This is a genomic window from Pseudomonas sp. R4-35-07 (assembly GCF_003852235.1).
Classification (GTDB): Bacteria; Pseudomonadota; Gammaproteobacteria; order Pseudomonadales; family Pseudomonadaceae; genus Aquipseudomonas.
In genome coordinates, this window is record NZ_CP027732.1 from 5,231,614 (window position 1) to 5,258,254 (window position 26,641).

At 61.6% G+C, this 26,641-nt stretch carries 22 protein-coding genes; 6 read left to right on the forward strand and 16 right to left on the reverse strand.

Going from position 1 to position 26,641, the window contains the following annotated elements; genetic code table 11:
- Positions 1-31: 31 nt before the first annotated feature.
- From trpC to C4J89_RS24020, 3 genes are read right to left on the reverse strand one after another with little or no spacing between them, the layout of a single operon-like run.
- Complete coding sequence (trpC, locus tag C4J89_RS24010) at positions 32-868, reverse strand: indole-3-glycerol phosphate synthase TrpC (protein WP_124415722.1); 837 nt, start codon at positions 866-868, stop codon at positions 32-34.
- Positions 865-1,914: an anthranilate phosphoribosyltransferase gene (gene trpD / locus C4J89_RS24015; RefSeq protein ID WP_057723690.1), complete on the reverse strand. Its 1,050-nt coding sequence runs from the start codon at positions 1,912-1,914 to the stop codon at positions 865-867. Before trpD ends, trpC begins: the two co-directional genes overlap by 4 nt.
- A 9-nt stretch (positions 1,915-1,923) precedes the next feature.
- Positions 1,924-2,517: an aminodeoxychorismate/anthranilate synthase component II gene (locus C4J89_RS24020; RefSeq protein ID WP_124364632.1), complete on the reverse strand. Its 594-nt coding sequence runs from the start codon at positions 2,515-2,517 to the stop codon at positions 1,924-1,926.
- Positions 2,518-2,942: 425 nt separating this feature from the next.
- On the opposite strand from C4J89_RS24020, the gene estP reads away from it, so the two are divergent.
- Positions 2,943-4,865, forward strand: a complete 1,923-nt coding sequence (gene estP, locus C4J89_RS24025) for an esterase EstP (RefSeq protein ID WP_124415723.1) — start codon at positions 2,943-2,945, stop codon at positions 4,863-4,865.
- A gap of 137 nt (positions 4,866-5,002) precedes the next feature.
- On the opposite strand, the gene trpE is transcribed toward estP, so the two are convergent.
- The 10 genes from trpE to C4J89_RS24075 form a co-directional block, all read right to left on the reverse strand.
- Positions 5,003-6,484: an anthranilate synthase component I gene (gene trpE, locus C4J89_RS24030; RefSeq protein ID WP_124415724.1), complete on the reverse strand. Its 1,482-nt coding sequence runs from the start codon at positions 6,482-6,484 to the stop codon at positions 5,003-5,005.
- Between the two features lie 68 nt (positions 6,485-6,552).
- Positions 6,553-7,371 carry a phosphoglycolate phosphatase gene (locus tag C4J89_RS24035; RefSeq protein WP_124364635.1) on the reverse strand — a complete coding sequence of 273 codons (819 nt, stop codon included), beginning with the start codon at positions 7,369-7,371 and terminating at the stop codon, positions 6,553-6,555.
- On the reverse strand, positions 7,368-8,042 hold the full coding sequence (gene rpe, locus C4J89_RS24040) for a ribulose-phosphate 3-epimerase (protein WP_065937054.1): 675 nt from the start codon (positions 8,040-8,042) through the stop codon (positions 7,368-7,370). The genes C4J89_RS24035 and rpe overlap by 4 nt, the downstream gene beginning before the upstream one ends.
- 84 nt (positions 8,043-8,126) lie before the next feature.
- A complete protein-coding gene (locus tag C4J89_RS24045; protein ID WP_124364636.1) occupies positions 8,127-9,275 on the reverse strand; it encodes an iron-containing alcohol dehydrogenase in 1,149 nt (382 codons plus the stop codon).
- Between the two features lie 216 nt (positions 9,276-9,491).
- On the reverse strand, positions 9,492-10,316 hold the full coding sequence (locus C4J89_RS24050; RefSeq protein WP_124364637.1) for an ABC transporter permease: 825 nt from the start codon (positions 10,314-10,316) through the stop codon (positions 9,492-9,494).
- A 12-nt stretch (positions 10,317-10,328) separates the two neighbouring features.
- Positions 10,329-11,555, reverse strand: coding sequence for an ABC transporter permease (locus C4J89_RS24055; RefSeq protein ID WP_124372035.1), 1,227 nt, complete (start codon positions 11,553-11,555; stop codon positions 10,329-10,331).
- Positions 11,556-11,766: 211 nt separating this feature from the next.
- Positions 11,767-12,807, reverse strand: a complete 1,041-nt coding sequence (locus tag C4J89_RS24060) for an ABC transporter substrate-binding protein (protein WP_124364639.1) — start codon at positions 12,805-12,807, stop codon at positions 11,767-11,769.
- A 43-nt stretch (positions 12,808-12,850) separates the two neighbouring features.
- On the reverse strand, positions 12,851-13,963 hold the full coding sequence (locus tag C4J89_RS24065; protein ID WP_124364640.1) for an ABC transporter ATP-binding protein: 1,113 nt from the start codon (positions 13,961-13,963) through the stop codon (positions 12,851-12,853).
- Positions 13,964-14,167: 204 nt separating this feature from the next.
- Entirely contained in the window at positions 14,168-14,824 is a 657-nt protein-coding gene (locus tag C4J89_RS24070; protein ID WP_177413017.1) for a response regulator transcription factor, read from the reverse strand.
- Positions 14,817-16,811 (reverse strand): histidine kinase, encoded by a 1,995-nt coding sequence (locus C4J89_RS24075; protein WP_124415725.1) that lies wholly within the window; start codon positions 16,809-16,811, stop codon positions 14,817-14,819. The genes C4J89_RS24070 and C4J89_RS24075 overlap by 8 nt, the downstream gene beginning before the upstream one ends.
- Positions 16,812-16,888: 77 nt before the next feature.
- On the opposite strand from C4J89_RS24075, the gene C4J89_RS24080 reads away from it, so the two are divergent.
- Positions 16,889-17,863, forward strand: coding sequence for an alpha/beta hydrolase family protein (locus tag C4J89_RS24080; protein ID WP_124415726.1), 975 nt, complete (start codon positions 16,889-16,891; stop codon positions 17,861-17,863).
- A gap of 132 nt (positions 17,864-17,995) precedes the next feature.
- Here C4J89_RS24080 and C4J89_RS24085 read toward each other — a convergent pair whose 3' ends face one another.
- From C4J89_RS24085 to C4J89_RS24095, 3 genes are read right to left on the reverse strand one after another with little or no spacing between them, the layout of a single operon-like run.
- Complete coding sequence (locus C4J89_RS24085) at positions 17,996-18,763, reverse strand: TerB family tellurite resistance protein (RefSeq protein ID WP_124415727.1); 768 nt, start codon at positions 18,761-18,763, stop codon at positions 17,996-17,998.
- A 1-nt stretch (position 18,764) separates the two neighbouring features.
- Entirely contained in the window at positions 18,765-19,439 is a 675-nt protein-coding gene (gene murU / locus C4J89_RS24090) for an N-acetylmuramate alpha-1-phosphate uridylyltransferase MurU (protein WP_124415728.1), read from the reverse strand.
- A complete protein-coding gene (locus C4J89_RS24095; RefSeq protein ID WP_124415729.1) occupies positions 19,436-20,461 on the reverse strand; it encodes an aminoglycoside phosphotransferase family protein in 1,026 nt (341 codons plus the stop codon). Before C4J89_RS24095 ends, murU begins: the two co-directional genes overlap by 4 nt.
- 130 nt (positions 20,462-20,591) lie before the next feature.
- Here C4J89_RS24095 and C4J89_RS24100 point away from each other — a divergent pair, with 130 nt between their 5' ends.
- The 4 genes from C4J89_RS24100 to rsmA are packed head-to-tail and all read left to right on the forward strand — an operon-like array spanning position 20,592 to position 26,476.
- On the forward strand, positions 20,592-23,366 hold the full coding sequence (locus tag C4J89_RS24100) for an LPS-assembly protein LptD (RefSeq protein ID WP_124364647.1): 2,775 nt from the start codon (positions 20,592-20,594) through the stop codon (positions 23,364-23,366).
- Positions 23,347-24,681 (forward strand): peptidylprolyl isomerase, encoded by a 1,335-nt coding sequence (locus tag C4J89_RS24105; RefSeq protein ID WP_124365212.1) that lies wholly within the window; start codon positions 23,347-23,349, stop codon positions 24,679-24,681. The genes C4J89_RS24100 and C4J89_RS24105 overlap by 20 nt, the downstream gene beginning before the upstream one ends.
- A complete protein-coding gene (pdxA, locus tag C4J89_RS24110; protein ID WP_124364648.1) occupies positions 24,678-25,667 on the forward strand; it encodes a 4-hydroxythreonine-4-phosphate dehydrogenase PdxA in 990 nt (329 codons plus the stop codon). Before C4J89_RS24105 ends, pdxA begins: the two co-directional genes overlap by 4 nt.
- Positions 25,664-26,476: a 16S rRNA (adenine(1518)-N(6)/adenine(1519)-N(6))-dimethyltransferase RsmA gene (rsmA, locus tag C4J89_RS24115; protein WP_124364649.1), complete on the forward strand. Its 813-nt coding sequence runs from the start codon at positions 25,664-25,666 to the stop codon at positions 26,474-26,476. The genes pdxA and rsmA overlap by 4 nt, the downstream gene beginning before the upstream one ends.
- The last annotated feature ends 165 nt before the right edge of the window (positions 26,477-26,641 follow it).

The window sequence follows — 26,641 nt, forward strand, 5'->3', positions numbered from 1 at the left end:
TACTGCGTTTCACATCTCGACTGCGCTGGGATCAATCCAGTGTGGAACCGCTGACCGCCCCACCCCGCTCCGGGAAGAACAGACGCTGCAGTTCCGCCCCTGGGTTCTCGGCGCGCATGAACGTCTCGCCGACCAGGAACGAATACACCTCGCTGATCTCCATCAGCTCCACATCGGCGCGGTTGACGATGCCGCTCTCGGTGATCACCAAGCGGTCACGCGGAATACGCGGCAGCAGGTCGAGGGTGGTTTCCAGGCTGACATCGAAGGTGTGCAGGTTACGGTTGTTGACCCCCACCAGCGGTGTGTCGAGGGTCTTCAGCGCACGCTCCAACTCGTCGCCGTCGTGCACCTCGACCAATACATCCAGGCCTACGCTCTTGGCTACCGCTGCCAGCTCGGCCATCTTCACGTCATCCAGTGCGGAAACGATCAGCAGCACACAGTCAGCGCCCAAGGCACGGGCTTCGACGATCTGGTAAGGATCAACCATGAAGTCCTTGCGGATCACCGGCAACGTGCACGCGGCGCGCGCCTGCTGCAGGAACAGGTCGGAGCCTTGGAAGAAATCGACATCGGTCAGTACGGACAGGCACGTCGCCCCGCCCTTTTCATAGCTGACGGCGATTTCCTGTGGCACGAAGTGTTCGCGGATCACGCCTTTGCTCGGTGAGGCCTTCTTGATCTCGGCGATCACCGCCGGCTGCTTCTTCTTGGCCTGTTCGAGCAAGGCCTTGGCAAACCCTCGTGGCGCATCAGCAGCTTTTGCCAGGGCTTCCAGCTCGGCCAGGCTCACACGGGCACGGCGCTCGGCGACTTCTTCAGCCTTGCGCGCCAGGATTTTTTCCAGAACGGTCGGAACACTCATGCTTCATTCTCCATCTTGAATACGGCGGTGAATGCTCCGAGTTCTTCAAGTTTCTCGCGAGCCAGACCGGTGTGCAGCGCATCGTGGGCCAAGGCGACACCTTCCTTAAGACTATAGGCATGGTCGGCTGCGTAAAGTGCCGCGCCAGCATTGAGCACAATCATTTCCGCGGCTTTTTGACCGTTTTCGGTCTTGCGTCGCCCCAAGGCATCACGAATCAATTCCAGCGACGCCGCTGGGCTTTCCACCGCCAGGCCATGCAGGCTCTGGCTCTTCATGCCCAGGTCCTCAGGCTCGACCCAATATTCTGTAACTTGGTCGTTCTTCAACTCCGCCACGAAGGTTGGCGCCGCCAGGCTGAATTCGTCCAGGCCATCTTTGGAATGCACCACCAGCACATGCTTGCTGCCCAGGCGCTGCAGCACTTCGGCCAGTGGCCGGCACAACGCCTGGCTGAATACACCGACGACTTGATGCTTCACACCGGCCGGATTCGTAAGCGGGCCGAGCATATTGAACAGGGTACGCAGGCCGAGGTCCTTGCGCGGGCCGGCCGCGTGTTTCATCGCGCCGTGGTGGGATTGGGCGAACATGAAGCCAATGCCGACGCTGTCGATACAGCGTGCCACCTGTACCGGCGTCAGGTTCAGGTAGATGCCGGCCGCTTCCAGCAGGTCCGCGCTGCCACTTTTGCCGGACACCGCGCGGTTGCCGTGCTTGGCCACGGTGCAACCCGCTGCCGCGACCACGAACGAGGACGCCGTCGATACGTTGAAGATGTTCGCACCGTCGCCGCCGGTGCCGACCACATCGACCACGCCGTCGAGGGTCTTGAGTTCGACCTTGTCCGCCAGCTCGCGCATAACCGATACGGCACCGACGATTTCGTCGATGCTTTCGCTCTTCATGCGCATGGCCATCATAAACGCGCCGATCTGTGCGTCGGAGCATTGGCCGGTCATGATCTCGCGCATCACATCGCTCATTTCAGCGGTGCTCAGGTCCAGGTGACCGACGATACGGCCCAGGGCAGTCTTGATATCCATGGAAAGTCCTTAGCGCGTGCCGCCGCTCTGCTTGAGAAAATTGGCGAACAGCTCGTAGCCCTGCTCGGTCAGGATCGATTCAGGGTGAAACTGCACCCCTTCGATATTCAGTGTCTTGTGGCGCAGGCCCATGATCTCGTCGACCGAGCCGTCCTCCAGCTGGGTCCAGGCCGTCAGTTCCAGGCACTCGGGCAGGGTGTCGCGCTTGACCACCAACGAGTGATAACGGGTCACGGTCACGGGCAGGTTCAAGCCGTGGAACACGCCCAGATCCTTGTGGAATACCGGGCTGGTCTTGCCGTGCATCACCTGGCGCGCGCGCACCACATCGCCGCCAAACGCCTGGCCAATGGACTGATGGCCCAGGCACACGCCGAGAATTGGCAGCTTGCCGGCAAAATACTGAATGGCTTCCAGGGAGATGCCCGCTTCGTTCGGTGTGCACGGGCCAGGCGAAACTACGATGCGTTCCGGATTCAGTGCCGCGATCTCGGCGACGGTCAGTTCGTCGTTGCGCACGACCTTGACCTCGGCACCCAGCTCGCCCAGGTACTGCACAACGTTGTAGGTAAAGGAATCGTAGTTATCAATCATCAGCAACATGTGGGTTCAAACCTCTTGAATTCACTGATTTCAAATGACCGCCTTCCAAGCGTGTGGCCCGCTGCCAGACGCACGTTCCGGTTGCCGGGGTGAACGGCAAGGGGCGTCAGACAAAGGGTAAAAGAAGGCAAATCGGTACAGATCCGGCCAGGCCGGCAGGGAAAAATGTCAGGCGCGCCAACGCCAACGGGCGTGTGCCTTGACTACTCGCATCAAGAGTTTGCTGATGATCAACACGGGGAGGGTCTCATTCATACGTTCAGGCACAGTAACGTAGCCTCGCCAGCGGTGCAATATAGAGCAGCAAATACGGGCTTATGCTCGCTGGGATGCGCGTAGGAAAATTCGGTTTTGCGCTATAGAAAACGCTCAATACTTTGCTAGTGTTTCGATTCCGACATAAAAACAACTCAATGGAATTTTCCATGCCCAGAGCTCCGTTCTTCGCCCCCCTGGCTGCCGGCCTGCTTTCCCTGGCTTGCGCGCAGGCCTATGCGGCACCGTCACCCTACTCAACCATGGTGGTGTTCGGCGACAGCCTGGCCGATGCCGGTCAGTTCCCCGACGGCAGTGCCGGATCGACGTTGCGCTTTACCAACCGCACCGGGCCGACGTTCCAAGGGGATTACGGTCTCGTTTCTTCGACCTTGCTCGGCGCAAAGCTGGGTGTAGCGCCAAGCGACCTGAATGCCTCCACCTCACCGGTGCGTGCGGTCCAGGGTTTGCCGGACGGCAACAACTGGGCAGTCGGCGGCTACCGTACCGACAATATCCTCGACTCGATTACCTCGGTCTCCAACGCTGCGATCCCACCCGGCAATGCCGGGGGCGGCACGGTGCTGCGCAGTCGACAGGGTTACCTGCCGGCAAACGGCGGGCTGGCCGATCCGAATGCGCTGTACTTTCTGTCCGGAGGCGGCAATGACTTCCTCCAGGGTCGCGTACTCAGCCCCGCTCAAGCGGTCGCCGCCGGCGGGCGCCTGGCGGACAGTGCCCAGGCCCTGCAACAAGCCGGCGCGCGTTACATCATGGTATGGATGCTGCCCGACATCGGCTTGACGCCGGCCGTCAACGGCACCCCGCAGCAGGCAGCAACGTCAGCCCTGAGCGCTGTTTTCAACCAATCCCTGGTACAGCGCCTGTCGCAGATCGATGCACAGGTCATCCCGCTGAACATTCCATTGTTATTGAACGAAGCCTTCGCCGATCCGGCCCGCTTCGGCCTCGCCACCGGGCAAAACTTGACCGGTACCTGTTTCAGTGGAAACAGTTGCACCGCCAACCCGGTCTACGGCATCGGCGGCACCAATCCGGACCCGACCAAGCTGATCTACAACGACTCGGTCCACCCCACGGTGGCGGGGCAACAGCTGATCGCCGACTACGCCTATTCCCTGCTCGCGGCGCCTTGGGAGCTGACCTTGCTGCCGGAAATGGCCCAAGGCACATTGCGCGCCCATCAAGATGAGTTGCGCAACCAATGGCAGGCAGACACCGGCCACTGGCAAGCCGTGGGCCAATGGCGAGCGATCGTGGCGGGAGGGGGTCAGCATCTGGATTTCGATGACCAGAGCAGCTCGGCCAGCGGCGATGGCAGTGGCTATAACCTCAACATCGGTGGCAGCTACCGACTCAACGAGGCCTGGCGCGTGGGCGTCGCCGCAGGCCTGTACCGCCAGACACTGGAAGCCGGCGCCAGCGATTCGGATTACAAGCTCAACAGCTACATGGGCACGGCGTTCGCCCAGTATCAGCAGAATCACTGGTGGGCCGACGCCGCCTTGACCGGCGGCAAGCTGGACTTCGACAGCCTCAAGCGCAAGTTCGCCCTGGGCGTCAGCGAGGGGTCGGAAAAGGGTGACACCGATGGCTGGCTGTGGGCCTTGAGCGGTCGCGTGGGTTATGACATCGCCGCGCCAGGCAGTGACTGGCACCTGTCGCCCTTTATCAGCGCCGATTACGCGCGGGTCGAAGTGAACGGCTACTCGGAAAAAGACAGCCGCTCCACCGCCCTGACCTTCGATGACCAGCAGCGCGACTCCAAGCGCCTGGGCGTCGGGCTGCAGGGCAGCTATCGCATTAACCCGCACACCCAGGTGTTTGGCGAAGTGGCCCACGAGCACGAGTTCGAAAATGACACCCAGAGGGTGAATATCTCGCTCAACAGCGTGCAGGGGATCGACTTCAAGCTGGACGGGTATACGCCGCGCAGCAATTCGGATCGCTTGAGCCTGGGGGTCAGCCACAAACTGACGCAGGAACTGGCGTTACGGGCGGCGTATAACGTGAGGAAGGATGACAATTTGACCCAGCAAGGGGTCAGTGTCGGGGTGAGTCTGGATTTCTAACGAGACCTTACAACCAACACAAAATCCATGTGGGAGGGGGCTTGCTCCCGATAGCAGAGTCTCAGTCACTGCATCTGTAACTGATACACCGCCATCGGGAGCAAGCCCCCTCCCACATTTTTGATCGGCGCCAGCCGCTAGTCCTGCGGCGTTTGCTCAGCCAACGCCACCGCACGGAACATCGCCCGGCGCTTGTTCAGGGTTTCTTCCCATTCAAGGGCCGGCACCGAGTCAGCGACGATGCCGCCACCGGCCTGCACATGCAGTTCGCCGTCCTTGATCACCGCCGTACGGATCGCAATCGCCGTGTCCATGTTGCCGTTCCAGGCGAAATACCCCACGGCGCCGCCGTAGACGCCTCGCTTGACCGGCTCCAGTTCGTCGATGATTTCCATGGCGCGAATCTTTGGTGCGCCCGACAAGGTACCGGCCGGCAGAATCGCACGCAGTGCGTCCATCGCAGTCAGGCCGGCCTTCAGCTCACCGGTGACGTTGGACACGATATGCATCACATTGGAATACCGTTCGATGACCATCTTCTCGGTCAACTTCACCGAGCCGATTTCCGAGACCCGCCCGGTGTCATTACGTCCCAGGTCGATCAGCATCAGGTGCTCGGCGATTTCCTTGTCGTCGCTCAACAGGTCCTCTTCCAGCGCCAGATCCGCTTCTTCGGTGGCGCCACGCGGGCGCGTACCGGCGATCGGGCGCACGGTGATCAGGTTGTCTTCGACGCGCACCAGCACTTCCGGCGAGCTGCCCACCACGTGGAAGTCACCGAAATTGAAGAAGTACATATACGGCGTCGGGTTGAAACAGCGCAGCGCTCGGTACAGGTCGATCGGCGCGGCCTTGAAGTCGATGGACATCCGCTGCGAAGGCACCACCTGCATGCAGTCACCGGCGAGGATGTATTCCTTGATGGTATCGACTGCCCGCTCGTAGTCCGCCTGGGTAAAACTGGAGCGAAATACCGGGTCGGCGGCGGGCGGACGGCTGAGGTCCAGGCCACGGCGCGGGGTGATCGGCTGGCGCAGTTTTTCCAGCAGCGCTTCGAGGCTGGCCTGGCCTTGCTCGAAGGCATCCGCCTGGGCAGGGTCGGCCAGCACAATCGCGTGCATCTTGCCGGCAAGGTTGTCGAACACCACCACCGCGTCGGAGACCATCAGCAAGATGTCCGGCACGCCCAGCGGGTCCGGGTTCGGGCATTTACCCAAGCGCTGCTCCACGTAGCGCACGCAGTCGTAACCGAAATACCCCACCAAACCGCCGTTGAAACGCGGCAGGCCGGGAATGGTCGGCACGTTGTAGCGCGCCTTGAAGGCTTCAACGAAGGCCAGCGGGTCTTCTACGTCATGGCTTTCGATCTCGAGGCCATCATGGGTGATGCTCACATGATGGTCATGCACGCGCAGTACCGTGCGGCACGGCAGGCCGATGATCGAATAACGGCCCCACTTCTCGCCGCCCTGTACCGATTCCAGCAGATAAGAGTTCGGCTCGTCGGCCAGTTTCAGGTAGATCGACAGCGGCGTGTCGAAGTCGGCCAGGGTTTCACAGGCCATGGGGATACGGTTATAGCCGGCAGCGGCCAAACGCAGGAATTCTTCGCGGATCATCAGGTGCCTCGTGGTGTGAGGGTCAATCGGTCAGGTAGGCAAACGGGCCGCAGCGCGGCGGGGATCAGTCAGGCGCGCCAACGCCAACGGGCCAGGGCCTTGATGACTTTCATCCAGAGTTTGCGAGTGACCACCACGATGGCATTTCCAGTAGGGGACGGGTCGATGTCGGGCAACGTTATCTCAGCGCCCGCGCCCAAGCAACCGGGGATTAACAGGCGCAGGTCATCGATGACCAGCGCTGGCGATTCTTCTGCAATCGGCCGGCCATGGTTGTAGCCGTAACTCAAGGCCACGCACTGCACCCCCGCCGCTTTTGCCGCCAAGACATCACTGCGCGAGTCGCCGACGAACAACGATTGGGACGCCGGAATATTCGCCATTTTCATCACGAAAAACAGCGCCGCCGGGTCAGGCTTTTTCTGCGGCAGGGTATCGCCGCCGATGATCCAGCGAAAATACCGGCCGATCTTCATCTGGTCCAACAGCGGAGCGACGAAGCGCTCCGGCTTGTTGGTGATCAGGGCCATTTCCACGCCCTGCTTGCTCAGCCACTTGAGGGTGTCACGCACGCCGGGATACACCACCGTCCGTTCATGGCTGCTTTCGTAGGCGGCATTGAAGAGTTCCAGGGCATGTTCGGCTTCAACCTCATCCACACCGGTGGCGTCGATATGGCCTGCCAGTGCCCGTCGCACCAACATCGGCGCACCGTTGCCCACCCATTCACGCACCGCCTCGATCCCCACAGGCTTGCGCCCCAGCTTGAGCAGCATCTGGTCCACCGCCGCCGCCAGGTCGGGCACCGAGTCGATCAAGGTACCGTCCAGGTCGAACATCACCAGCCGTGGCAATTTGCCGGGGAACAGCTGCTCAAAGCCGCTCATGGACGCGCCAGCGCCAGTTCGGCATGCATCTTGGCGATCACTTCCTGGTAATCCGGCGCATTGAAGATCGCCGAGCCGGCCACAAAGGTGTCGGCGCCCGCCGCCGCGATCTCACGGATATTGTTCACATTGACCCCGCCGTCGATCTCCAGGCGTATGTCCCGGCCCGACGCATCGATCAGCGCCCGCGCCTCGCGCAGTTTGTTCAGGGTGCCGGGGATGAACTTCTGCCCGCCAAAGCCTGGGTTGACGCTCATCAGCAGGACCATGTCGACCTTGTCCATCACGTACTCCAGCACACTCAGCGGCGTGGCCGGGTTGAACACCAGGCCGGCCTTGCAACCGCCTTCGCGGATCAATTGCAGGGTGCGGTCGACGTGCAGCGTGGCTTCCGGGTGGAAGGTGATGTAGGTCGCGCCGGCGTCGATGAAGTCACCGACGATGCGGTCCACCGGGCTGACCATCAGGTGCGCGTCGATCGGCGCGGTAATCCCGTATTTGCGCAGCGCAGCGCACACCATCGGGCCGATGGTCAGGTTGGGCACGTAATGGTTGTCCATGACGTCGAAGTGCACGAAGTCGGCGCCGGCGGCCAACACCTTGTCCACTTCTTCGCCCAGGCGGGCGAAGTCGGCGGAGAGAATCGATGGAGCAATGACGAAGGGCTGCATGACGCACCTTTTTTGAGCTAAATCACGATGGCGCGCATTGTATACCTCATGCTTTGCCCTGCGCACCGTGACCTAACTCAACGGCTAGTACGCAGCCCGGTAGATTTTCTCGATATCGGCGGCACTGAGCTGGCGCGGATTGTTGCGCATCAGGCGTTCGATACCTGCAGCTTCAGTGGCCATCGCCGGGATAGCCTCCTCCGGCACGCCGAAACTGCGCAGGCCCGACGGAATCTCGACGGCGGCGCACAGTCGCGTCATCGCCTCGACGGCCTGGTCGGCGGCATCATTCACACTCAGCCCGCTGACATTTACCCCCATGGCCTGGGCGATGTCGCGCATCCGCTCGACACAGGCCAGCTTGTTCCAGTGCATCACATAGGGCAGCAACAGTGCGTTGCTCACGCCGTGGGCGATGTTGAACCGGCCGCCCAACGGATACGCCAGCGCATGCACCGCGCCGACGCCCGCGTTGCCAAAGGCCATGCCGGCCATCAGGCTGGCGGTGGCCATATCGTCACGGGCCTGCAGGTTGGCCGGGTTGGCATAAACCTTGGGCAAGGCGCCGGCAATCAGCTTGATCGCGCCGATCGCCAGGGCATCGGTGATCGGCGAGGCGTTCAGCGACAGGTAGGATTCAATGGCATGCACCAGTGCGTCGACGCCACTGGCGGCCGTGACGCTGCGTGGGCAGGTCAGGGTCATTTGCGGGCTGATCAGCGCGACATCCGGCAGCAGGTAGTCGCTGACGATGCCTTTTTTCAGCTGGGCGACCTTGTCGGAAAGAATCGCCACATTGGTCACCTCGGAGCCGGTGCCGGCGGTAGTGGGAATCGCGATCAGCGGCGGGCCCTTGCGCGGCACCTGGTCGACGCCGAACAAATCCGCCAGGGCGCCGTGGTAACCGGCGTACGCGGCCACGCTCTTGGCGATGTCGATGGCACTGCCGCCGCCCACGCCGATCAACCCGTCGTGCCCGCCATCGCGGTAGGCCTGCATGCAGTCTTCGACAATGGCGACTTCCGGGTCGGGCAGCACGCGGTCGAAAATTTCATAAGTCCGCCCGCCCAGATGCTCAAGTGCCAGCGCGACGGTGCCGGACTTGACCAGCGCGGCATCGGTGACAATCAGCGGGTTATCCACATCCAGGCGCGTCAACTCGGCGCCGAGTTGCTCAATGGCGCCAGCGCCGGTCAGCAGTTTGTGGGCGATCTTGAATGAGGAAGTACTCATGTGCGCGGCCTCTTGTCGGTGATGGGCTGGCACAAGAATAGCTGGGGATTTTGGGTTGCCTAGCATTCACCGACTGAATGGTAATTTCCTGAATGAACGCAAACTAATGTGGGAGGGGGCTTGCTCCCGATAGCGGTGAGCCAGTTGATAAATAAATCAACTGACAGAATGCCATCGGGAGCAAGCCCCCTCCCACATTTTGATCTCCAACAGGCTTTAGACCTGGGCGGTGCGCAGCTTCTCGCTACGGCCACGCAGCCATTCCAGGGTCAGCAACAGCACCACCGAGAAACCGATCAGCAGGGTCGCCGCGGCGGCAATGGTGGGGCTGAGGTTTTCACGGATGCCGCTGAACATCTGCCTGGGCAATGTGGCTTGCTCCGGCCCGGCAAGGAACAGCGTCACCACCACCTCATCGAACGAGGTGGCGAAGGCAAACAACGCGCCGGAAATCACCCCCGGCGCGATCAGCGGCAAGGTCACCCGGCGAAACGCGGTCAATGGTGATGCGCCCAGACTGGCCGCCGCCCGCACCAGATTGTGGTTGAAACCCTGCAAGGTCGCCGACACGGTGATGATCACAAACGGCACGCCCAGTACCGCATGTACCACGATCAGCGAGAAGAAGCTGTTGCCCAGGCCCAGCGGGGCAAAGAACAGGTAACTGGCCACGCCAATAATCACCACCGGCACCACCATCGGCGAAATCACCAGGGCCATCACCAAGGCTTTGCCAGGGAAATTGCCACGGGTCAGGCCAATCGCCGCCAGCGTGCCGAACACCATCGCCAGCACCGTGGCTGCCGGGGCGACGATGATGCTGTTCTTCAGGGCGCGCATCCATTCGGCCGACGCGAAGAAGTCCTGGTACCACTGCAGCGAGAAGCCCTGCAACGGGTACACCAGGAAACTGCCGCTGTTGAACGACAGCGGGATGATCACCAGCACCGGCAGGATCAGGAACAGCAGGATCAGGCCACACAGAATCCGCAGGCTGTAGAACCACAGCCGCTCCACCGGTGACATATAAGGGCTCAGCATCGCAAGGTCTCCTCAGCTCAGGCGCAGGCGACTGGCGCCCACCAGCCGGTTGTAGATCAGGTACAGCAACACCGTCGCCAGCAGCAGCAAGCCGCCCAACGCCGTGGCCATGCCCCAGTTGATGCTGGTGTTGGTGTAGAAGGCCACGAAGTAGCTGACCATCTGGTCGTTCGGGCTGCCCAGCAACGCCGGGGTGATGTAGTAACCAATCGCCAGGATGAACACCAACAGGCAACCGGCGCCGACACCGGCGTAGGTTTGCGGGAAGTACACGCGCCAGAAGCTGGCGAACGGGTGGCAGCCCAGGGAAATCGCCGCACGCATATAAGTCGGTGAGATACCTTTCATCACGCTGTAGATCGGCAGAATCATGAACGGCAGCAGGATATGCACCATGGAGATGTACACGCCGGTACGGTTGAAGACCAATTCCAGCGGCGCATCGATCAGCCCCAGGCCCATCAGGGCGCTGTTGATCAGGCCGCCGGATTGCAGCAGTACGATCCACGCCGCCACCCGCACCAGGATCGAAGTCCAGAATGGCAGCAGTACCAGGATCATCAGCAGGTTGCTTTTGCGCGCCGGCAGGTTGGCCAGCAGGTAAGCCAGGGGATAGGCCAGCAGCAGGCAGATGACCGTGATCACCAGGCCCATCCAGAACGTTCGGGCGAAGATATCCAGGTAGATGGCCTGGTCGGGGGTGGCCGGAGCGATTTCGCCCAAGTCGTCGATACGGTGATCGACGGCCGCCAGCAGGTAGTAAGGCGTCAGGCTGCTGGTATTGCGCCGGATCGCCTGCCAGTACGCCGGGTCGCCCCAACGTTCGTCGAGGGTTTCCAGCGCGGCTTTATAAGAGGCCGGCGCTTCGGTAAACGGCAGCGCCCGCGCGGTTTTGGTGAGCAGGCTGCGATAGCCGGCCAGTTCCATGTTCAAGCGTTTGGACAGATCGCCAAGGGTCTGGTTTTTGCGCGCTTGGGCCAAGTCTTCACTGAGCGCCTGGTACACCGGCTCGCCGGGCAAGCCACGGCCATCCCAAGCCGTGACCGCCACCACCGTACGCGGCAAGCCGCCCACCACTTCCGGGTTGCCGACGCTCTTGTAGAGCAACGCAACGATGGGCACCAGGAACACCAGCAGCAAAAACAGCACTAATGGCGCAATCAAGGCCTGGGCTTTCCAGCGATTGAGCCGCTCGGCACGGGCCAGGCGCTGCTTGAGGGTGGGAATGGCGAGGGCCATGGCTGAACTCCGGATCTTGAAGATAAATGCAGATCCCTTGTGGGAGGGGGCTTGCCCTAATGCCAGTGTAGGAGCGAGCTTGCTCGCGAAAAACGCCCAGGCAACGCGTTCATTCTGAATAAACGCGGGGCCCTGAGTTCTTCGCGAGCAAGGGCTAGCCGCCCGCCTCGCTCCTACAAAAAGCCTCAAGGCTTGCCCCCTCCCACATGGGTTACTTGGCTGCCCAGGAATTGAAGCGCTGCTCGAGCTGCTCGCCGTTATCGGCCCAGAAGCTCACATCGATCTGCACCTGGTTGGCGATGTTTTCCGGGGTGGTCGGCATGTCCTTGAGCACGCCCTTGGCCAGCAACGGGACGGCCTGGGTGTTGGCCGGGCCGTAGGCAATGTTTTCGGAGTAGGTCTTCTGCTGCTGCGGCTGCACCGAGAAGGCGATGAATTTCTTCGCCGCTTCGGCGCGGTCCTTGGCCAGGCCCTTTGGAATGGCCCAGGCGTCGAAGTCATAGATGCCGCCGTTCCACACCACTTTCAGATTGCTTTCTTTCTGCACGGCGGCGATGCGGCCGTTATAGGCCGAGCTCATCACCACGTCGCCCGAAGCGAGGTACTGCGGCGGTTGCGCACCGGCCTCCCACCATTGGATCGAGGCTTTGAGTTCGTCGAGTTTCTTGAACGCACGGTCCTGGCCATCTTTGCCGGCCAGCACTTTGTAGACGTCCTTAGGCGCGACGCCGTCGGCCATCAAGGCGAATTCCAGGGTGTACTTGGCGCCTTTGCGCAGGCCACGCTTGCCCGGGAATTTCTTGGTGTCCCAGAAATCCGCCCAGCCGGCGGGTGCGGACGCCAGTTTGTCGGCGTTGTAGGCCAGCACCGTCGACCACACGAAGAAGCCTACGCCGCAAGGCTGGATCGCGCCTTTGACGTAGTCTGCCGTGTTGCCGAACAGTTTCGGGTCCAGGGGCTCGAACATGTCTTCGTCGCAACCACGGGAAAGCTCAGGCGACTCCACTTCCACCAGGTCCCAGGACACGCTCTTGGTGTCGACCATGGCTTTGACCTTGGCCATCTCACCGTTGTATTCACCGGCGATGATCTTGCCGTTGCCCGCGCTTTCCCACGGTGCATAGAAGGCCTTGACCTGGGCCGCCTTGTTGGCGCCGCCAAACGATACGACGGTCAGGTCCGGGCCTGCCATGGCCTGTGTCGCGCCCATCAGGCCGATAGCCAGGACGGAAAACTTAAGGGATCTCAACATTGTTGTGCTCTCCACGTGCAGGGTTGGTGAAGCCAGGGGGCGATCAGTTCGCCTCTAGAAGTGGGTCGAGTGCGCGAACGTGCTCGACTTGCCAGCCAATCGGTACTACGTCGCCGACCGCCAGGGCCGGGTCCAGCTCGGCGATCGGTTGTTTCACGAAAAAATCGGTCTTGCCGCAGACTTCCAGGCGCAAACGCACGTGGTCGCCCAGGTAGATGAACTCCGCCACCCGCCCGGAAAAACGGTTGATGCAGCTGTCACTTGCGCCATTGAGGCTGACACGCTCCGGGCGCACCGACAGGGTCACCGGGCCGCCGATCTGGCCGACGTTCACCGCCAGCGCCTCCACCTTCTCGCCGCGCGCCAGTTCCACCACGCAGCGCTCGCCGGTGTGGCTGTACAGACGGCCATTGAGGCGGTTGTTTTCGCCGATGAAGTTGGCCACAAAGGTGTTTTTCGGTTCTTCGTAGAGGGTGCGCGGCGCGGCGATCTGCTGGATTTCGCCCTGGTGGAACACCGCCACGCGGTCGGACATGGTCAAGGCTTCGCCCTGGTCGTGGGTCACATACACCACGGTGACGCCAAGGCGCTGGTGCAGGTGCTTGATTTCCATCTGCATGTGTTCGCGCAGTTGCTTGTCGAGGGCGCCGAGGGGTTCGTCCATCAGCACCAGTTGCGGCTCGAACACCAATGCGCGGGCCAGAGCCACCCGCTGTTGCTGGCCCCCGGACAGTTGCGCCGGGTAGCGCTGGGCAAAGGCGTCGAGCTGCACCATGCTCAACACGCGCTTGACCCGCTCGCTGATGTCGGTCTTGCTCAAGCCACGTACGGACAGGGGAAACGCCAGGTTCTCGGCCACGGTCATGTGCGGAAACAAGGCGTAGTTCTGGAACACCATGCCGATATCGCGCTTGTGCGGCGGCACGTTATTGATCGAGCGGCCAGCCAGCTGGATTTCGCCAGCGGTGGGCGTTTCAAAACCGGCCAGCATCATCAGGCTGGTGGTCTTGCCCGAACCGGACGGCCCGAGCAAGGTGAGGAACTCGCCCTTGCGAATCTCCAGGTTGAGGTCTTTGACGATCAGGTTTTCGCCATCGTAGCTTTTCTGCACGCCACGAAAGCTGACCAGCACATCATTTGAATCCACCTCGCTCATACCCGCACCTTTGTGTTTTGGACTGCTGTGACACAAGCGTAGTCCAGGCGCGAGGCCCCGGAAATCGGGGGCCAGGAGAGAATCGCATCAGCCGGATGGAAGGTTCGGGGTAGGGATCGCCCTACACACATGGCGGGCATGGGACAGTGCAGCGACAAGCCTTCGCTGGGCGGCGCTTGCGCGGTGTCGTTAATGGATACGCCGCTACAGCAGCTTGTGTTCCATGGCGTATTTCACCAGCTCGGCCAGGGAGCTGATATGGAGCTTTTGCATCAAGCGCGCCTTGTGGGTGCTGATGGTTTTGCTGCTCAGGGCCAGTTGCACGGCGATGTCATTCACGTTGGCGCCCTGGGCCAGGCGTTCGAACACCGAAAACTCGCGCTCCGACAACAGCGAATGCAAGGGGCGTGAGTCCGTCAGGCCGACTTCGAAGACCATGCGGTCGGCCAGGTCCGGGTCGATATAACGCCCGCCCGCCGCGACCTTGCGAATCGCCATCAGCAACAGCGCCGGGTCGCTGTCCTTGGTGGCATAACCGGCCGCGCCAACCTTGAGAGCACGGGCGGCCATTTGCGCTTCATCGTGCATGGACAGCACCAGGATTGCCGGCGGGTTATTCAGCGCACGAATGCGCGCGATGGCTTCCAGGCCATTCACACCGGGCATGGAGATATCCAGCAACACCACCTCGCAGGGCACATGACGCAGCGTCTCCAGCAACTGCTCGCCATTGCTCGCTTCGCCCACAACCAGCAGGTCTTTGGCCAGGCCGATCAATTGCTTGATGCCTTCACGAACAATGGTGTGGTCTTCGGCTACCAGTACGCGGATCACGGGAATTTCCTTTTTAGTGTCATGCATTCAACGGCACCGTGACACTCAGGGTGGTGCCCTCCCCCAACTCACTGACCAGGGACAACTGCCCGCCCATGATCAGCACCCGCTCGCGCATGCCGACCAGGCCGAACGATACCGGCCGCCCTTGAGCCTGCACGAAGCCGATACCGTCATCGCTGATGGTCAGCCGCAGGTCCGGGCCGTCCACCTCCAGCGTGAGTTCTACAGTATGCGCCTGGGCATGGCGCATCACATTGGTCAGGGCCTCCTGCAGAATGCGAAACAGGCCGATGGCCTTGGCATCGCTCAGCACCGGCACGTTTTCCGGGACTTTGACCAGACAGGGAATCTGCGTGCGCGCTTCGAAACGTCGCGCCTGCCATTCGATGGCCGAAGCAATGCCGGCATCGAGAATCGGCGGGCGCAGCGCGGTTGCCACATCCCGCACCAGTTGGAAGAGCTGGGCGATCAGGCGTTTCATACTGTTCAAACGCTCGTTGAGGCCCGGGTCGAGCTGCGCATAGGCCAACTCACACATTGAGGTTTCCAGCTTGAGCACGGTGAGCATCTGCCCGAGTTCGTCGTGAACCTCGCGGGCGATACGCGCCTTTTCTTCTTCGCGCACCGTTTCCAGGTGAGCTGACAATTCGCGCAACTGCGCCTCGCTTTGCAGCAAGGCGGCCACATAGCGGCGGCGCTCGGTGACGTCCGTCAGGTACACCACCAGGTACTCGCCGTCGGCAAAGCGCAGAAAGCTCAAGGACACATCGGCGGGCAGGATGCTGCCGTCAGCGCGCAGGCAATCGGTGGCGAAGGTCTGGGCACCGTCCTCGCTGGCACGTGCGCGTTTCCACAGGTTGAGCCAGCGGTCCATGCTCAAGGCCGGGTCAAGATCGATCAGCGGCCGCTCGATCAACGCGCCAGGGCCATAGCCGAGCATGCTTTCGGCGGCGCGGTTGGCATACCGCACATGGCTGTCCCAATTGACCCACAGGATGCCGACCGTACTTTGATCGATGGAAAACTGCGTCAGCCGCAAGGCTTCGGCACCGGCGGCACGCGCTGCGCTTTCCTCCCGAGCCGCCAGCAGGGCGTGCTCCAGGCTGCGCTGCTGGCGGCGCTGCCAGAGCACTGCCGCGAGGCTGGCGAGCAGCAACAGGCCCAGCAACACGCTGAGGTTTTTCCACAAGCCCATTGATTCGGAAAAACGCGGGTACTGGGGTTGCAGCCAGCGGTTATGCAACTGGTCGAGGTCGCGGGCGGGTATCGCCCGCAAGGCACTTTGCATGATGCCCGCCAGTTCCGGCCACTCATGCCGCGTGGCCACCCGCAGCAACTGCGGCAGGCCGATATCGCCGACCACCGCCAGCCCGGCAAACTCCGCCTCGCCGGCCAACCGGCTCAGTTGCGCCTCATCCACCACCGCATAGCGCGCCTGCTGGCTCACCAGTAACTGCAGGGCCTGGCGTTCCACGGGCACGCCTTGCAGGTTGAGGTTGGGATACGTACTGCGCAGGTAGTCGGCCACCGCGCTGGGCATGCGCACAGCGATGCGCGAGTGTGTGTCGAGTTTTTCCAGCTCCACCGCGCCGCCGCCTTCGCGAATGCCGACGATATGCTGAGGCACCCGCATATACGGGTCGCTGAACAACCACAGGCGCAAGCCGGCCGGGGTTTGCTGCAGGCCGGGAGCGATATCCACCTCGCCGTCACGCACGGCGGCTTCCAACTGCTCCTGATCAGGAAAGTTTCGCCAGGTCAGCTCGATACCCAGCGCCTTGGCCAGCCACTGCATCAACTCGACATTGGCTCCGGACAAGCGCTGCAGGCGTCGGTCGTATTGTGCGTAGGGCGCCTGCAGTACCAAGCCCACCCGCAATTGCGGGTGCAGCGCCAGCCACTCACGCTGCTGCGCATTCAGTTGCGCCTGAGGGGCGACGGGTGCCGGCGCGGCGTTCGCCATCAAGGCAACCCACAGACAGCCGATAACCAGCAGGAAGCGAAAACCCATGATCCACGTCTCACATCACTGACAAATACTGATCAACCCATTAGGCTGCTGGAATCATTTCTGGCCGGGATTTAACGATGCCACCTCGAAACCGTTCGGCACTGCCAGCATTGTGCCTGTCGCTGCTATTTACCAGCGCCTTTTCTGTCCAGGCCGCCGACGCGCCAGCGCCCGCCGCCGAAACACCCGTCGAGCGCCAGCCTTTGCTCGAGCGCAGCCAGGCAGAAGCCAGCGCGCTCGAACGCCAGGTCGCGCAACAGGAACAACAACAATTGCAGGCCGGCAGCGATACGTTCCTGGCCCTGTGGAAGCCCGCCAACAGCGCCGAACCCCAGGGCGTGGTGATTATCGTGCCAGGCGCCGGCGAAAATGCTGACTGGCCGCAAGCAATCGGCCCGCTGCGGCGTAAATTGCCGGACGCTGCCTGGGGCACCCTCAGCCTGTCGTTGCCGGACGTCAATCTGGACACCCTGCCGCCACGCGTCATCGAGCCGCCCAAAGCGGCGGTCGATACCAGCAGCAAAGACGGCAGCACGGTCGCCAAGCCGGTCGAACAGGCCGCCAGCGCAGAAGCCGAAGGCACTGACCCGGCGGTGGTACCGGGCGCGGATGAACAGGACAAGACCGATGCCAAACGCATCTTCGACCGCATCGACGCCGCCGTCGCGTTCGCCCAGACCCAGGGCGCCCGCAGTGTGGTATTGCTCGGTCATGGCACCGGCGCATGGTGGGCCGCGCGTTATCTGAGCGAGAAACAGCCTGCCCAGGTACAGAAACTGGTGATGGTGGCCGGAAAGACACCCGCCGCGCGTCAACCGGACCTGCAGCAAATGGCGCCGGCGTTGAAAGTACCTACGGCGGATGTGTTCTATCAAGACGGCGCCCAGGACGGCAAAAACGCATTGGCACGTGCCCAGGCGGCCAAACGCGGCAAAAATGAGGGCTACAAGCAGGTGCAGCTCAAGGCGTTGCCCGGCAACAGCGCCGCCGAGCAGGAACAACTGTACCGGCGCGTTCGCGGCTGGTTGAGCCCGCAGGCCAGCAAAGACTGAACACAGTGTCCGCCATTGCCAAAAAACAATGTGGGAGGGGGCTTGCTCCCGATAGCAGTGTGTCAGTCTCAGTAATTCAAACTGACCCACCGCTATCGGGAGCAAGCCCCCTCCCACATTAGGGCAATCGCCTCAGCGAAAGTCCCGCCGCTCGCGAATCAACGCATAGGCGTTATGCAGCTCACGGGTTCGCTCGGTCGCCTCGCGCACCTGCGCGGGGCTGGCGCCACTGCCGGCGATCTTGTCCGGGTGGTGGCGGCTGAGCAGGCGGCGATAGGCCCGCTTGATCACCGAAGGCTCGGCGGTGGCCGTCACCCCCAGAAGCCGCAACGCGTCCTGATAAGCCCCGCTACGATTGACCAATGGCTTGCGCGCCGGCGTGTAATCGGAGGCCAAGGCCCGGACCTGTTGCGGCGTCCAGCCCAGCCATTTACCCCACAGCTCGATCAGGTCGCGCTCGGCATCATCCGCCCGGCCGTCCGCCCAGGCCATGCGCCAGCAGGCCCGTAAAACACCCTCGGCGGCATGGGGTTGCGCCTTGAGCACGCGCAGATAACTGCGCACTCGGTCACCGCCGGACTTGCCACGATTAAACGCCAGGATGGCTCGGCGCTGGGCCGACTCGGTCATCTCCAGTGCGCGCATTTCCTGGCGCGCCTGCTGGATATGCCCGTCCACGATCCGGCCGTTACTTTTGGCCAGGCGCCCCAACAGCACGAACAACAACTCGTCGTTGCGCAACGCGGGGCGCCCGCCAAGGCGTTCGCGCAACTGCGCCCAGCTGTGCAACTGCAGGCGCCGGTCCAGCGCCTGTCCCAGCAATGCACCCAACAAAGCCCCCGGAATACTGGCAATCGCAAAGCCAGCCCCGGCGCCGATCAGCGTCCCTGGCCACAACATCCTACGGCCTCGCTGTCAGCAAGGTTTCGACCTGCGCCAGACGCTCAAGCGTTCCGACATCAACCCAGCGTCCCTTCATGTGTTCACCCGTTACCAGACCTTTGTCCATCGCCGCCCGCAACAGCGGCGCCAGCTTGAAGGCACCCGCACTGCAGCCCGCGAACAACTGGGGGTCGAGCACGGAAATGCCACTGAAGGTCAGGTTATCGGCACCGGGCGCCGCATCATGAAGCAACCCGTCGTTCAAGTGGAAGTCGCCACCGGAGGGGTGATGCGCCGGGTTGTCGACCATCACCAGATGGGCCAGGCCCTGGAGCGGTCGCTTCAACTGGCTGAAGTCGTAGTCGGTCCAGATATCACCGTTGACCACCAGAAACGGCGCATCCCCCAGCAACGGCAACGCCTTGAAAATCCCGCCGCCGGTTTCCAGCGGCTCGCCTTCGGCTGAATAGCGGATGCGCAGGCCGAACTGGGCACCGTCGCCCAGGTAGCTTTCGATCTGTTCGCCGAGCCAGGCATGGTTGATCACGATCTCGGTGAAGCCGGCCTTGGCCAGCGCTTCAAGGTGATACTCGATCAGCCGCTTGCCGCCCGCCTGCACCAGCGGCTTGGGCGTATGCAGCGTCAGCGGGCGCATGCGCTCACCCTTGCCGGCCGCCAGGATCATCGCTTTCATACGCAGGCCTCGGCCGGTTGGCGCAGGCTGGCGAGCAGCTCGCCCAGGTCATTCAACTCCGGTCGGTCGGCGAGCACCGCTTCTATATAGGCAAAGAAGCGCGGCACATCCGCCAGGTAGCGTGGTTTGCCATCACGGTGGCAAATCCGCGAAAAGATACCGATGACCTTGAGGTGACGCTGCACGCCCATCAGGTCGCTGGCGCGCAGGAAGTCTTCAAACTCGGCCTGCACGGGGATCCCCAACTGCCCGGCGCGCTCCCAATAGCCACGCTGCCACTCCCGCACGCGAGCCTGGGGCCAACTGAGGAAGGCGTCCTTGAACAGGCAGGTAATGTCGTAGGTTACCGGGCCGTAGACCGCGTCCTGGAAATCCAGCACGCCGGGGCTGGGCTCGCTGATCATCAGGTTGCGCGGCATATAGTCGCGGTGCACCAGCACTTTGGGCTGCGCCAGGGCGCTGTCGATCAGCTGTTCGCTGGCGCGCTGCCAGAGGGCTTGCTGCTGGGTATCCAGCTCGATACCCAAGTGACGGCGTATGTACCATTCAGGAAACAATTCGAGCTCGCGGCGCAGCAACGCCACGTCATAGCTGGGCAACGGCGCGTCCATGGGCAACTGCTGGAACGCCAGCAACGCGTCGATGGCGTCGGCAAACAATTGATCGGCGTTTTGTTCGTCAATCACGTCCAGGTAGGTGTTTCGGCCCAGGTCATTGAGCAAAAGAAAGCCACGCGGCAAATCTTCCGCATAAATTTTTGGCACATTAATTCCCGATTTCGCGAGCAAATGCGCGATATCGACGAAAGGTTTGCAGTTTTCCTGGGGCGGTGGCGCATCCATCACGACGAATGTATGCGCCCCACCCTCCCAGCGGAAGTAACGCCTGAAACTCGCGTCGCTGCTGGCCGCAGTCAATGTGGCCGGGGGTACGGCGCCCCAGTCCTGGGCGTTGAAGAGGATCGGCAACTGCTCATCCAGCCAGACTTCCAGCTGTTGTAAACGTAGATCGTGCTCGGGCATTACAAGGGTCTCCGACGGCGCTAGCCGTCAAGCGGGGCATGCTTTATTATCACGCATCTTTTTCAGACCATCGAGAGGCGTGCGGCCCAAACCGCGGGCAGATGGCACGCAGGAAGCCCGGACTAATAAGATGGCATTGAAATCCCCCGCGTTTCGTAGAAAATTTCCGTTGCTGGTAACCGGCAGTCTGCTGGCCTTGCAACCCTTCGCCACCTCATTCGTGGTCGCCGCGGAACAGTATGACTGCTCAGTCTCTGCTTCGGGTGCCTGGGATTGCGCGCCGAAAACCGCCGCCGCCCCATTGCCACCGCGCCCGGTGCATGACGGCTCTGCCGTCAGCTCGGCCAACAGCACGCCGCAAGGCGAGGCTGGCGGCAGCGTCGACGCCGAGCCCAAGACCATGCTGGTCACCGAAGCCAAGGGCCGTGGGCTGCGTTCGCGCAGCAAAGACTACAGCCACCTGGACTGGGTGCCTCGCGAGAAGCTGACCGCAGCGCAGCTGGCCGAGACCGGCCCTTACTGCGGCGGTGCCTACATCGAGCCGACTCGTCCTGGCATGAACGACAAGACGGACAAGAGCGATGCGCCGACCTTCATCGGTGCCAAGGCCTCTCGTTACGAGCAGGAACAGCAGGTCGCGACACTGGCCGGTGACGTCGTCATGCGCCAGGGCAGCATGCAGCTGGAGTCCCAGGAAGCCAGCCTGTATCAGGCCGAGAACCGTGGCGAGCTGAACGGCAACGTGCGCCTGCGCGACAACGGCGCCCTGATCGTGGGCGACCATGCCCAGGTCCAGCTCGATACCGGCGCGGCCCAGATCGACAACGCCGAATACGTGATGCACAAGTCGCGTATCCGCGGTAACGCGCTCTACGCCAAGCGTGCCGAGAACGCGATCATCCGTCTCAAGGACGGTACGTACACCACCTGCGAGCCGGACAGCAACGCCTGGCAGCTCAAGGGCAACAACATCACGTTGAACCCGGCCACCGGTTTCGGTACAGCCACCAACGCGACGTTGCGGGTCAAGAACATCCCGATCCTGTACACCCCTTACATCTATTTCCCGATTGACGACCGTCGTCAGTCCGGCTTCCTGCCGCCGAGCTTCAGCACCGGCAGTGAAACTGGCTTTACGCTGGTGACGCCGTACTACTTCAACCTGGCACCGAACTACGACGCCACGTTGTACCCGCAATACATGACCAAGCGCGGCATGTTGATGGAAGGCGAATTCCGCTACCTCACCAAGTCCAGCGAAGGGCAGTTTGGTGGGGCGTACCTCAACGACGACAACGACGAGCGGAAGAACCAGAGCGATTACGAAAAAACCCGCTATATGCTCAATTGGCAGCATAAGGGTGGGTTGGATTCGCGTCTGACGTCTCAGGTGGATTACACCCGGATCAGTGACCCATACTACTTCCAGGATTTGAAGTCGTTCGAGGAAGGGGTTGAGAGCCAGGATTATCTGAATCAGCAGGGCTCCCTGACGTACCGGGGCGATTCATATCAGGCCCGTTTGAACGTCCAGGCCTATCAGCTCGCGACGATTTCTCAGATCACGCCGTATGACCGGTTACCGCAGCTCACGTTGAATGGCCAACTGCCATTCCACCCGGGCGGATTGAACTTCAGTTATGAAACTGAAGCTGTACGCTTTGATCGTGACTTGGAAAATGGCACCTTTACTGACGAGAACGGCGCCGTGTCGCCTCGTCTGGACACCAACGTCAGAGGCCTGACCCGTGCAAACGGCACACGCCTTAACGTTGCACCAGCCGTCGAATACCCGATGAACTGGGCTTACGGTTTTATTACACCGAAGCTCAAATACGTTTACACCAAATACGATCTTGACCTTGATACGCTTGGCAAAAACTCGCTGGGTCCGGGAGATGAGTTCAAAAGCTCCCAAGACCGCGCCATACCTATCGCCAGTGTAGACAGCGGCCTGTACTTCGACCGTAAAACCAATTTGTTCGGTAAAGATTTCAATCAGACCCTGGAACCACGGGCCTATTACCTTTACGTACCGAACAAGGACCAGAGCGACATTCCGGTCTTTGATACCAGTGAATACTCGTTCAGCTACTCTTCGCTGTTCCGCGATAACCGCTTCAGCGGCTCCGACCGGATCGGTGACGAGAACAAGCTGTCTCTGGGCGTGACGAGCCGCTGGATCGAAGATAACGGTTTCGAGCGCCAACGCGTTTCGGTAGGTCAGGCCGTGTACTTCAAGGATCGTGAGGTTCAACTGCCAGGCGTATTGGCCGCTGATCGTGATGACGCCCGTACGGACGTATCGCCTATCGCTTTGGAATATGAATTCCGCTTCAACCGCGATTGGCGTGCCAGTGCTGACTACAATTGGGACCCCGAAAGCCATTCCCCACGGTCCGGCAGCGCGATGTTCCACTACCAGCCGGAAAACAACCCGAACAAGGTGATCAACGTCGGTTATCGTTATCGCAACGACCAGATCGTATATAACCAGTTGACCAACAAATGGCAGTTCGGCGGCGACTACGGTCAGCCAGGCGATCCGAACTACGTGAAGGATTATTACAAAATCCAACAACACGACTTCTCGATGATGTGGCCGATCATTCCGCAGTGGAACCTGATCACCCGCTGGCAGTATGACTACGCCCGCAACCGTACCCTTGAAGCCTTTGGTGGTTTCGAGTACGACAACTGCTGCTGGAAACTGCGCGTCATCAACCGCTACTGGGTTTCCAACGACGAATACAGCCAGATCGCCCCTCTCAACGAAAAGGGTGACCACGGGCTCTTCTTCCAGATTGTCCTCAAAGGACTCGGCGGCCTGACCGGCGCCAAGGTAGAGAGCTTCCTCGACAAAGGCATTGAAGGTTATCGTGAACGTGAAGACAAAGCTTTCTGAGTGTTTGCGCCCGCTCGTGCTGGGCGCGCTGTTCCTGGGTGCAGCCTCGGCGCATGCCGCGGTGCAACAGCTGGATAAGGTCGCAGCCATCGTCGATAACGACGTGATCATGCAGAGCCAACTGGACCAACGGGTCAAGGAAGTTCAGCAAACCATCGCCAAGCGTGGCGGTGGTGTGCCGCCGACCAGCGTCCTGGAACCCCAGGTGCTGGAACGCCTGATCGTGGAAAACCTGCAACTGCAGATCGGCGAGCGCTCCGGTATCCGGATTTCTGATGAAGAGCTGAACCAGGCTGTCGGCACCATCGCTCAACGTAACAACATGAGCATCGATCAGTTCCGCGCGGCCCTGGCCCACGATGGCCTGTCCTATGAGGACGCGCGTGACCAGATCAAGCGTGAAATGATCATTAGCCGTGTACGCCAGCGTCGCGTCGCGGAGCGGGTTCAGGTGTCGGAGCAGGAAGTGAAGAACTTCCTGGCCTCGGACCTGGGCAAGATGCAGCTCTCCGAAGAGCTGCACCTGGCCAATATCCTCATCCCAACACCCGACAGCGCCAACGCCGAGCAGCTCAATGCAGCTGCAGCCAAAACCCAGGCTATCTATGATCGCCTCAAGGCCGGCGCTGATTTCGCCCAAATGGCGATTGCCCAGTCCGGCAGCGACAACGCGCTCGACGGTGGTGACATGGGCTGGCGTAAAGCCGCTCAACTACCACCGCCGTTCGACCGCGAGCTGAGTGCGATGAACGTGGGTGACATTACCCAACCGGCACGTACCCCAGGCGGTTTCATCATCCTCAAGCTGCTGGCCAAGCGCGGCGGCGAGACCTCGCTGAAAGACGAAGTACACGTTCGTCACATTCTGGTCAAACCAAGCGAAATCCGTACCGAGGCACAAACCAAGGAACTGGCCCAGAAGATCTATGACCGCATCGAAAGCGGTGAAGACTTCGCCACCCTGGCCAAGAGCTTTTCGGAAGACCCGGGTTCTGCCCTCAACGGCGGCGACCTGAACTGGATCGACCCGAAAGCCCTGGTGCCCGAGTTCCAGCAGGTGATGGCCGATACTCCGCAAGGCGTACTGTCCAAGCCATTCAAGACCCAATACGGCTGGCATGTGCTGGAAGTCCTTGGCCGTCGCGCCACCGACAACACCAACCAGGCCCGCGAACAGCAAGCCCTGACCGTACTGCGTAACCGCAAGTACGACGAAGAGCTGCAAACCTGGTTGCGTCAGATCCGTGACGAAGCCTACGTAGAAAACAAGCTGCCAGGCGCCGAGCAAACAGGCACCGACCAGGCAACCCAGTGAAACCCCAGCGTTTCGCGGTAACACCCGGCGAGCCGGCCGGCATTGGTCCAGACCTGTGCCTGCTGCTCGCCTCGCAACCCCAGCCATATCCCCTGATTGCCATTACCAGCCGCGACCTGCTCCTTGAGCGGGCCGCGCAGCTGGGTGTGGCTGTCAACCTGCTGAGCGTCGCACCGGGCAACTGGCCCGACCTGCCGGCGCCGGCGGGCAGCCTGTATGTGTGGGACACGCCCCTGCAAGCCAAGGTCATCGCCGGGCAACTGGACAAGGCCAATGCGGCCTTCGTGCTGGAAACCCTGACCCGCGCCGGCCAAGGCTGCATCGACGGCGACTTCGCCGGCATGATCACCGCGCCCGTCCATAAAGGCGTGATCAACGAATCCGGTATCGCCTTTTCCGGCCATACCGAATTCCTGGCCGAACTCACACACACCGAACAAGTCGTGATGATGCTGGCCACCCGTGGCCTTCGCGTCGCGTTGGTCACCACGCACCTGCCGCTGCGCGACATCGCCGACGCCATCACCGCCGAGCGCATAGAACGCGTCACACGCATCCTGCACGCCGACCTGCAACACAAGTTCGGCATTGCCCAACCGCGTATCCTGGTCTGCGGGCTCAACCCCCACGCCGGTGAAGGCGGGCATTTGGGCCGTGAAGAAATCGACATCATTGAACCGACATTAGAGCGTCTGCGCCAAGAAGGCATGGACCTGCGTGGCCCATTGCCTGCCGACACTCTGTTTACCCCCAAATATCTGGAGCACTGCGACGCAGTGCTGGCGATGTACCATGACCAGGGGCTGCCCGTGCTGAAATACAAAGGCTTCGGCGCCGCAGTCAACGTGACACTGGGCCTGCCGATCATCCGCACCTCCGTCGACCATGGCACTGCCCTGGACCTGGCAGGCAGCGGCAAGATCGATACCGGCAGCCTGCACGTAGCCCTGGAAACCGCCTATCAGATGGCCGAGACCCGTATATGACTGAGCATTACCAACACCGGGCGCGCAAGCGCTTCGGGCAAAACTTCCTGCACGACGCTGGCGTAATCGACCGCATCCTGCGCTCCATTCACGCCAAGCCTGAAGACCGCCTGCTGGAGATCGGCCCAGGCCAGGGCGCATTGACCCAGGGCCTGCTGGCCAGTGGCGGCCAATTGGACGTGGTTGAGCTGGACAAGGACCTGATCCCGATTCTCAACCAGCAGTTTGCCGACAAGCCCAACTTCAATCTGCATCAGGGCGATGCGCTGAAGTTCGACTTCAATACGCTCAACGCTGCGCCCAGCAGCCTGCGTGTGGTCGGTAACCTGCCGTACAACATCTCCACCCCGCTGATTTTCCACCTGCTGAACAACGCCGGAATCATCCGCGACATGCACTTCATGCTGCAAAAAGAAGTGGTGGAGCGCCTGGCCGCCGGGCCGGGCGGGGGTGATTGGGGCCGGCTGTCGATCATGGTCCAGTACCATTGCCGCGTCGAACATCTGTTCAACGTCGGCCCGGGCGCATTCAACCCGCCGCCGAAGGTCGACTCGGCCATCGTGCGCCTGGTGCCGCATGCCGTGCTGCCGCACCCGGCCAAGGACCACAAACTGCTGGAGCGCGTCGTGCGCGAAGCGTTCAACCAACGCCGCAAGACCCTGCGCAATACGCTCAAGGCGCTGTTGAGCAACGCCGAAATCGAAGCGGCCGGCGTCGACGGCAGCCTGCGTCCAGAGCAACTGGACCTGGCCGCGTTCGTACGCCTGGCCGACCAGCTTGCCATCCAGCCTGCGCCGACAGTGGAATAAGGCATCAGGCAAAAAATGTGGGAGGTCCCACTAAGTCTTCGACGTAGCGCTGTCGCGCATCAAACTGGTTCATCGTAAGGTTGAAGAACGCGTGCGGGGCAAAGGCCGTAGCCAACACTGGTGTGACAGCACCCGAGTGGGAGAGTGGCCTGCACGGTATCGGCG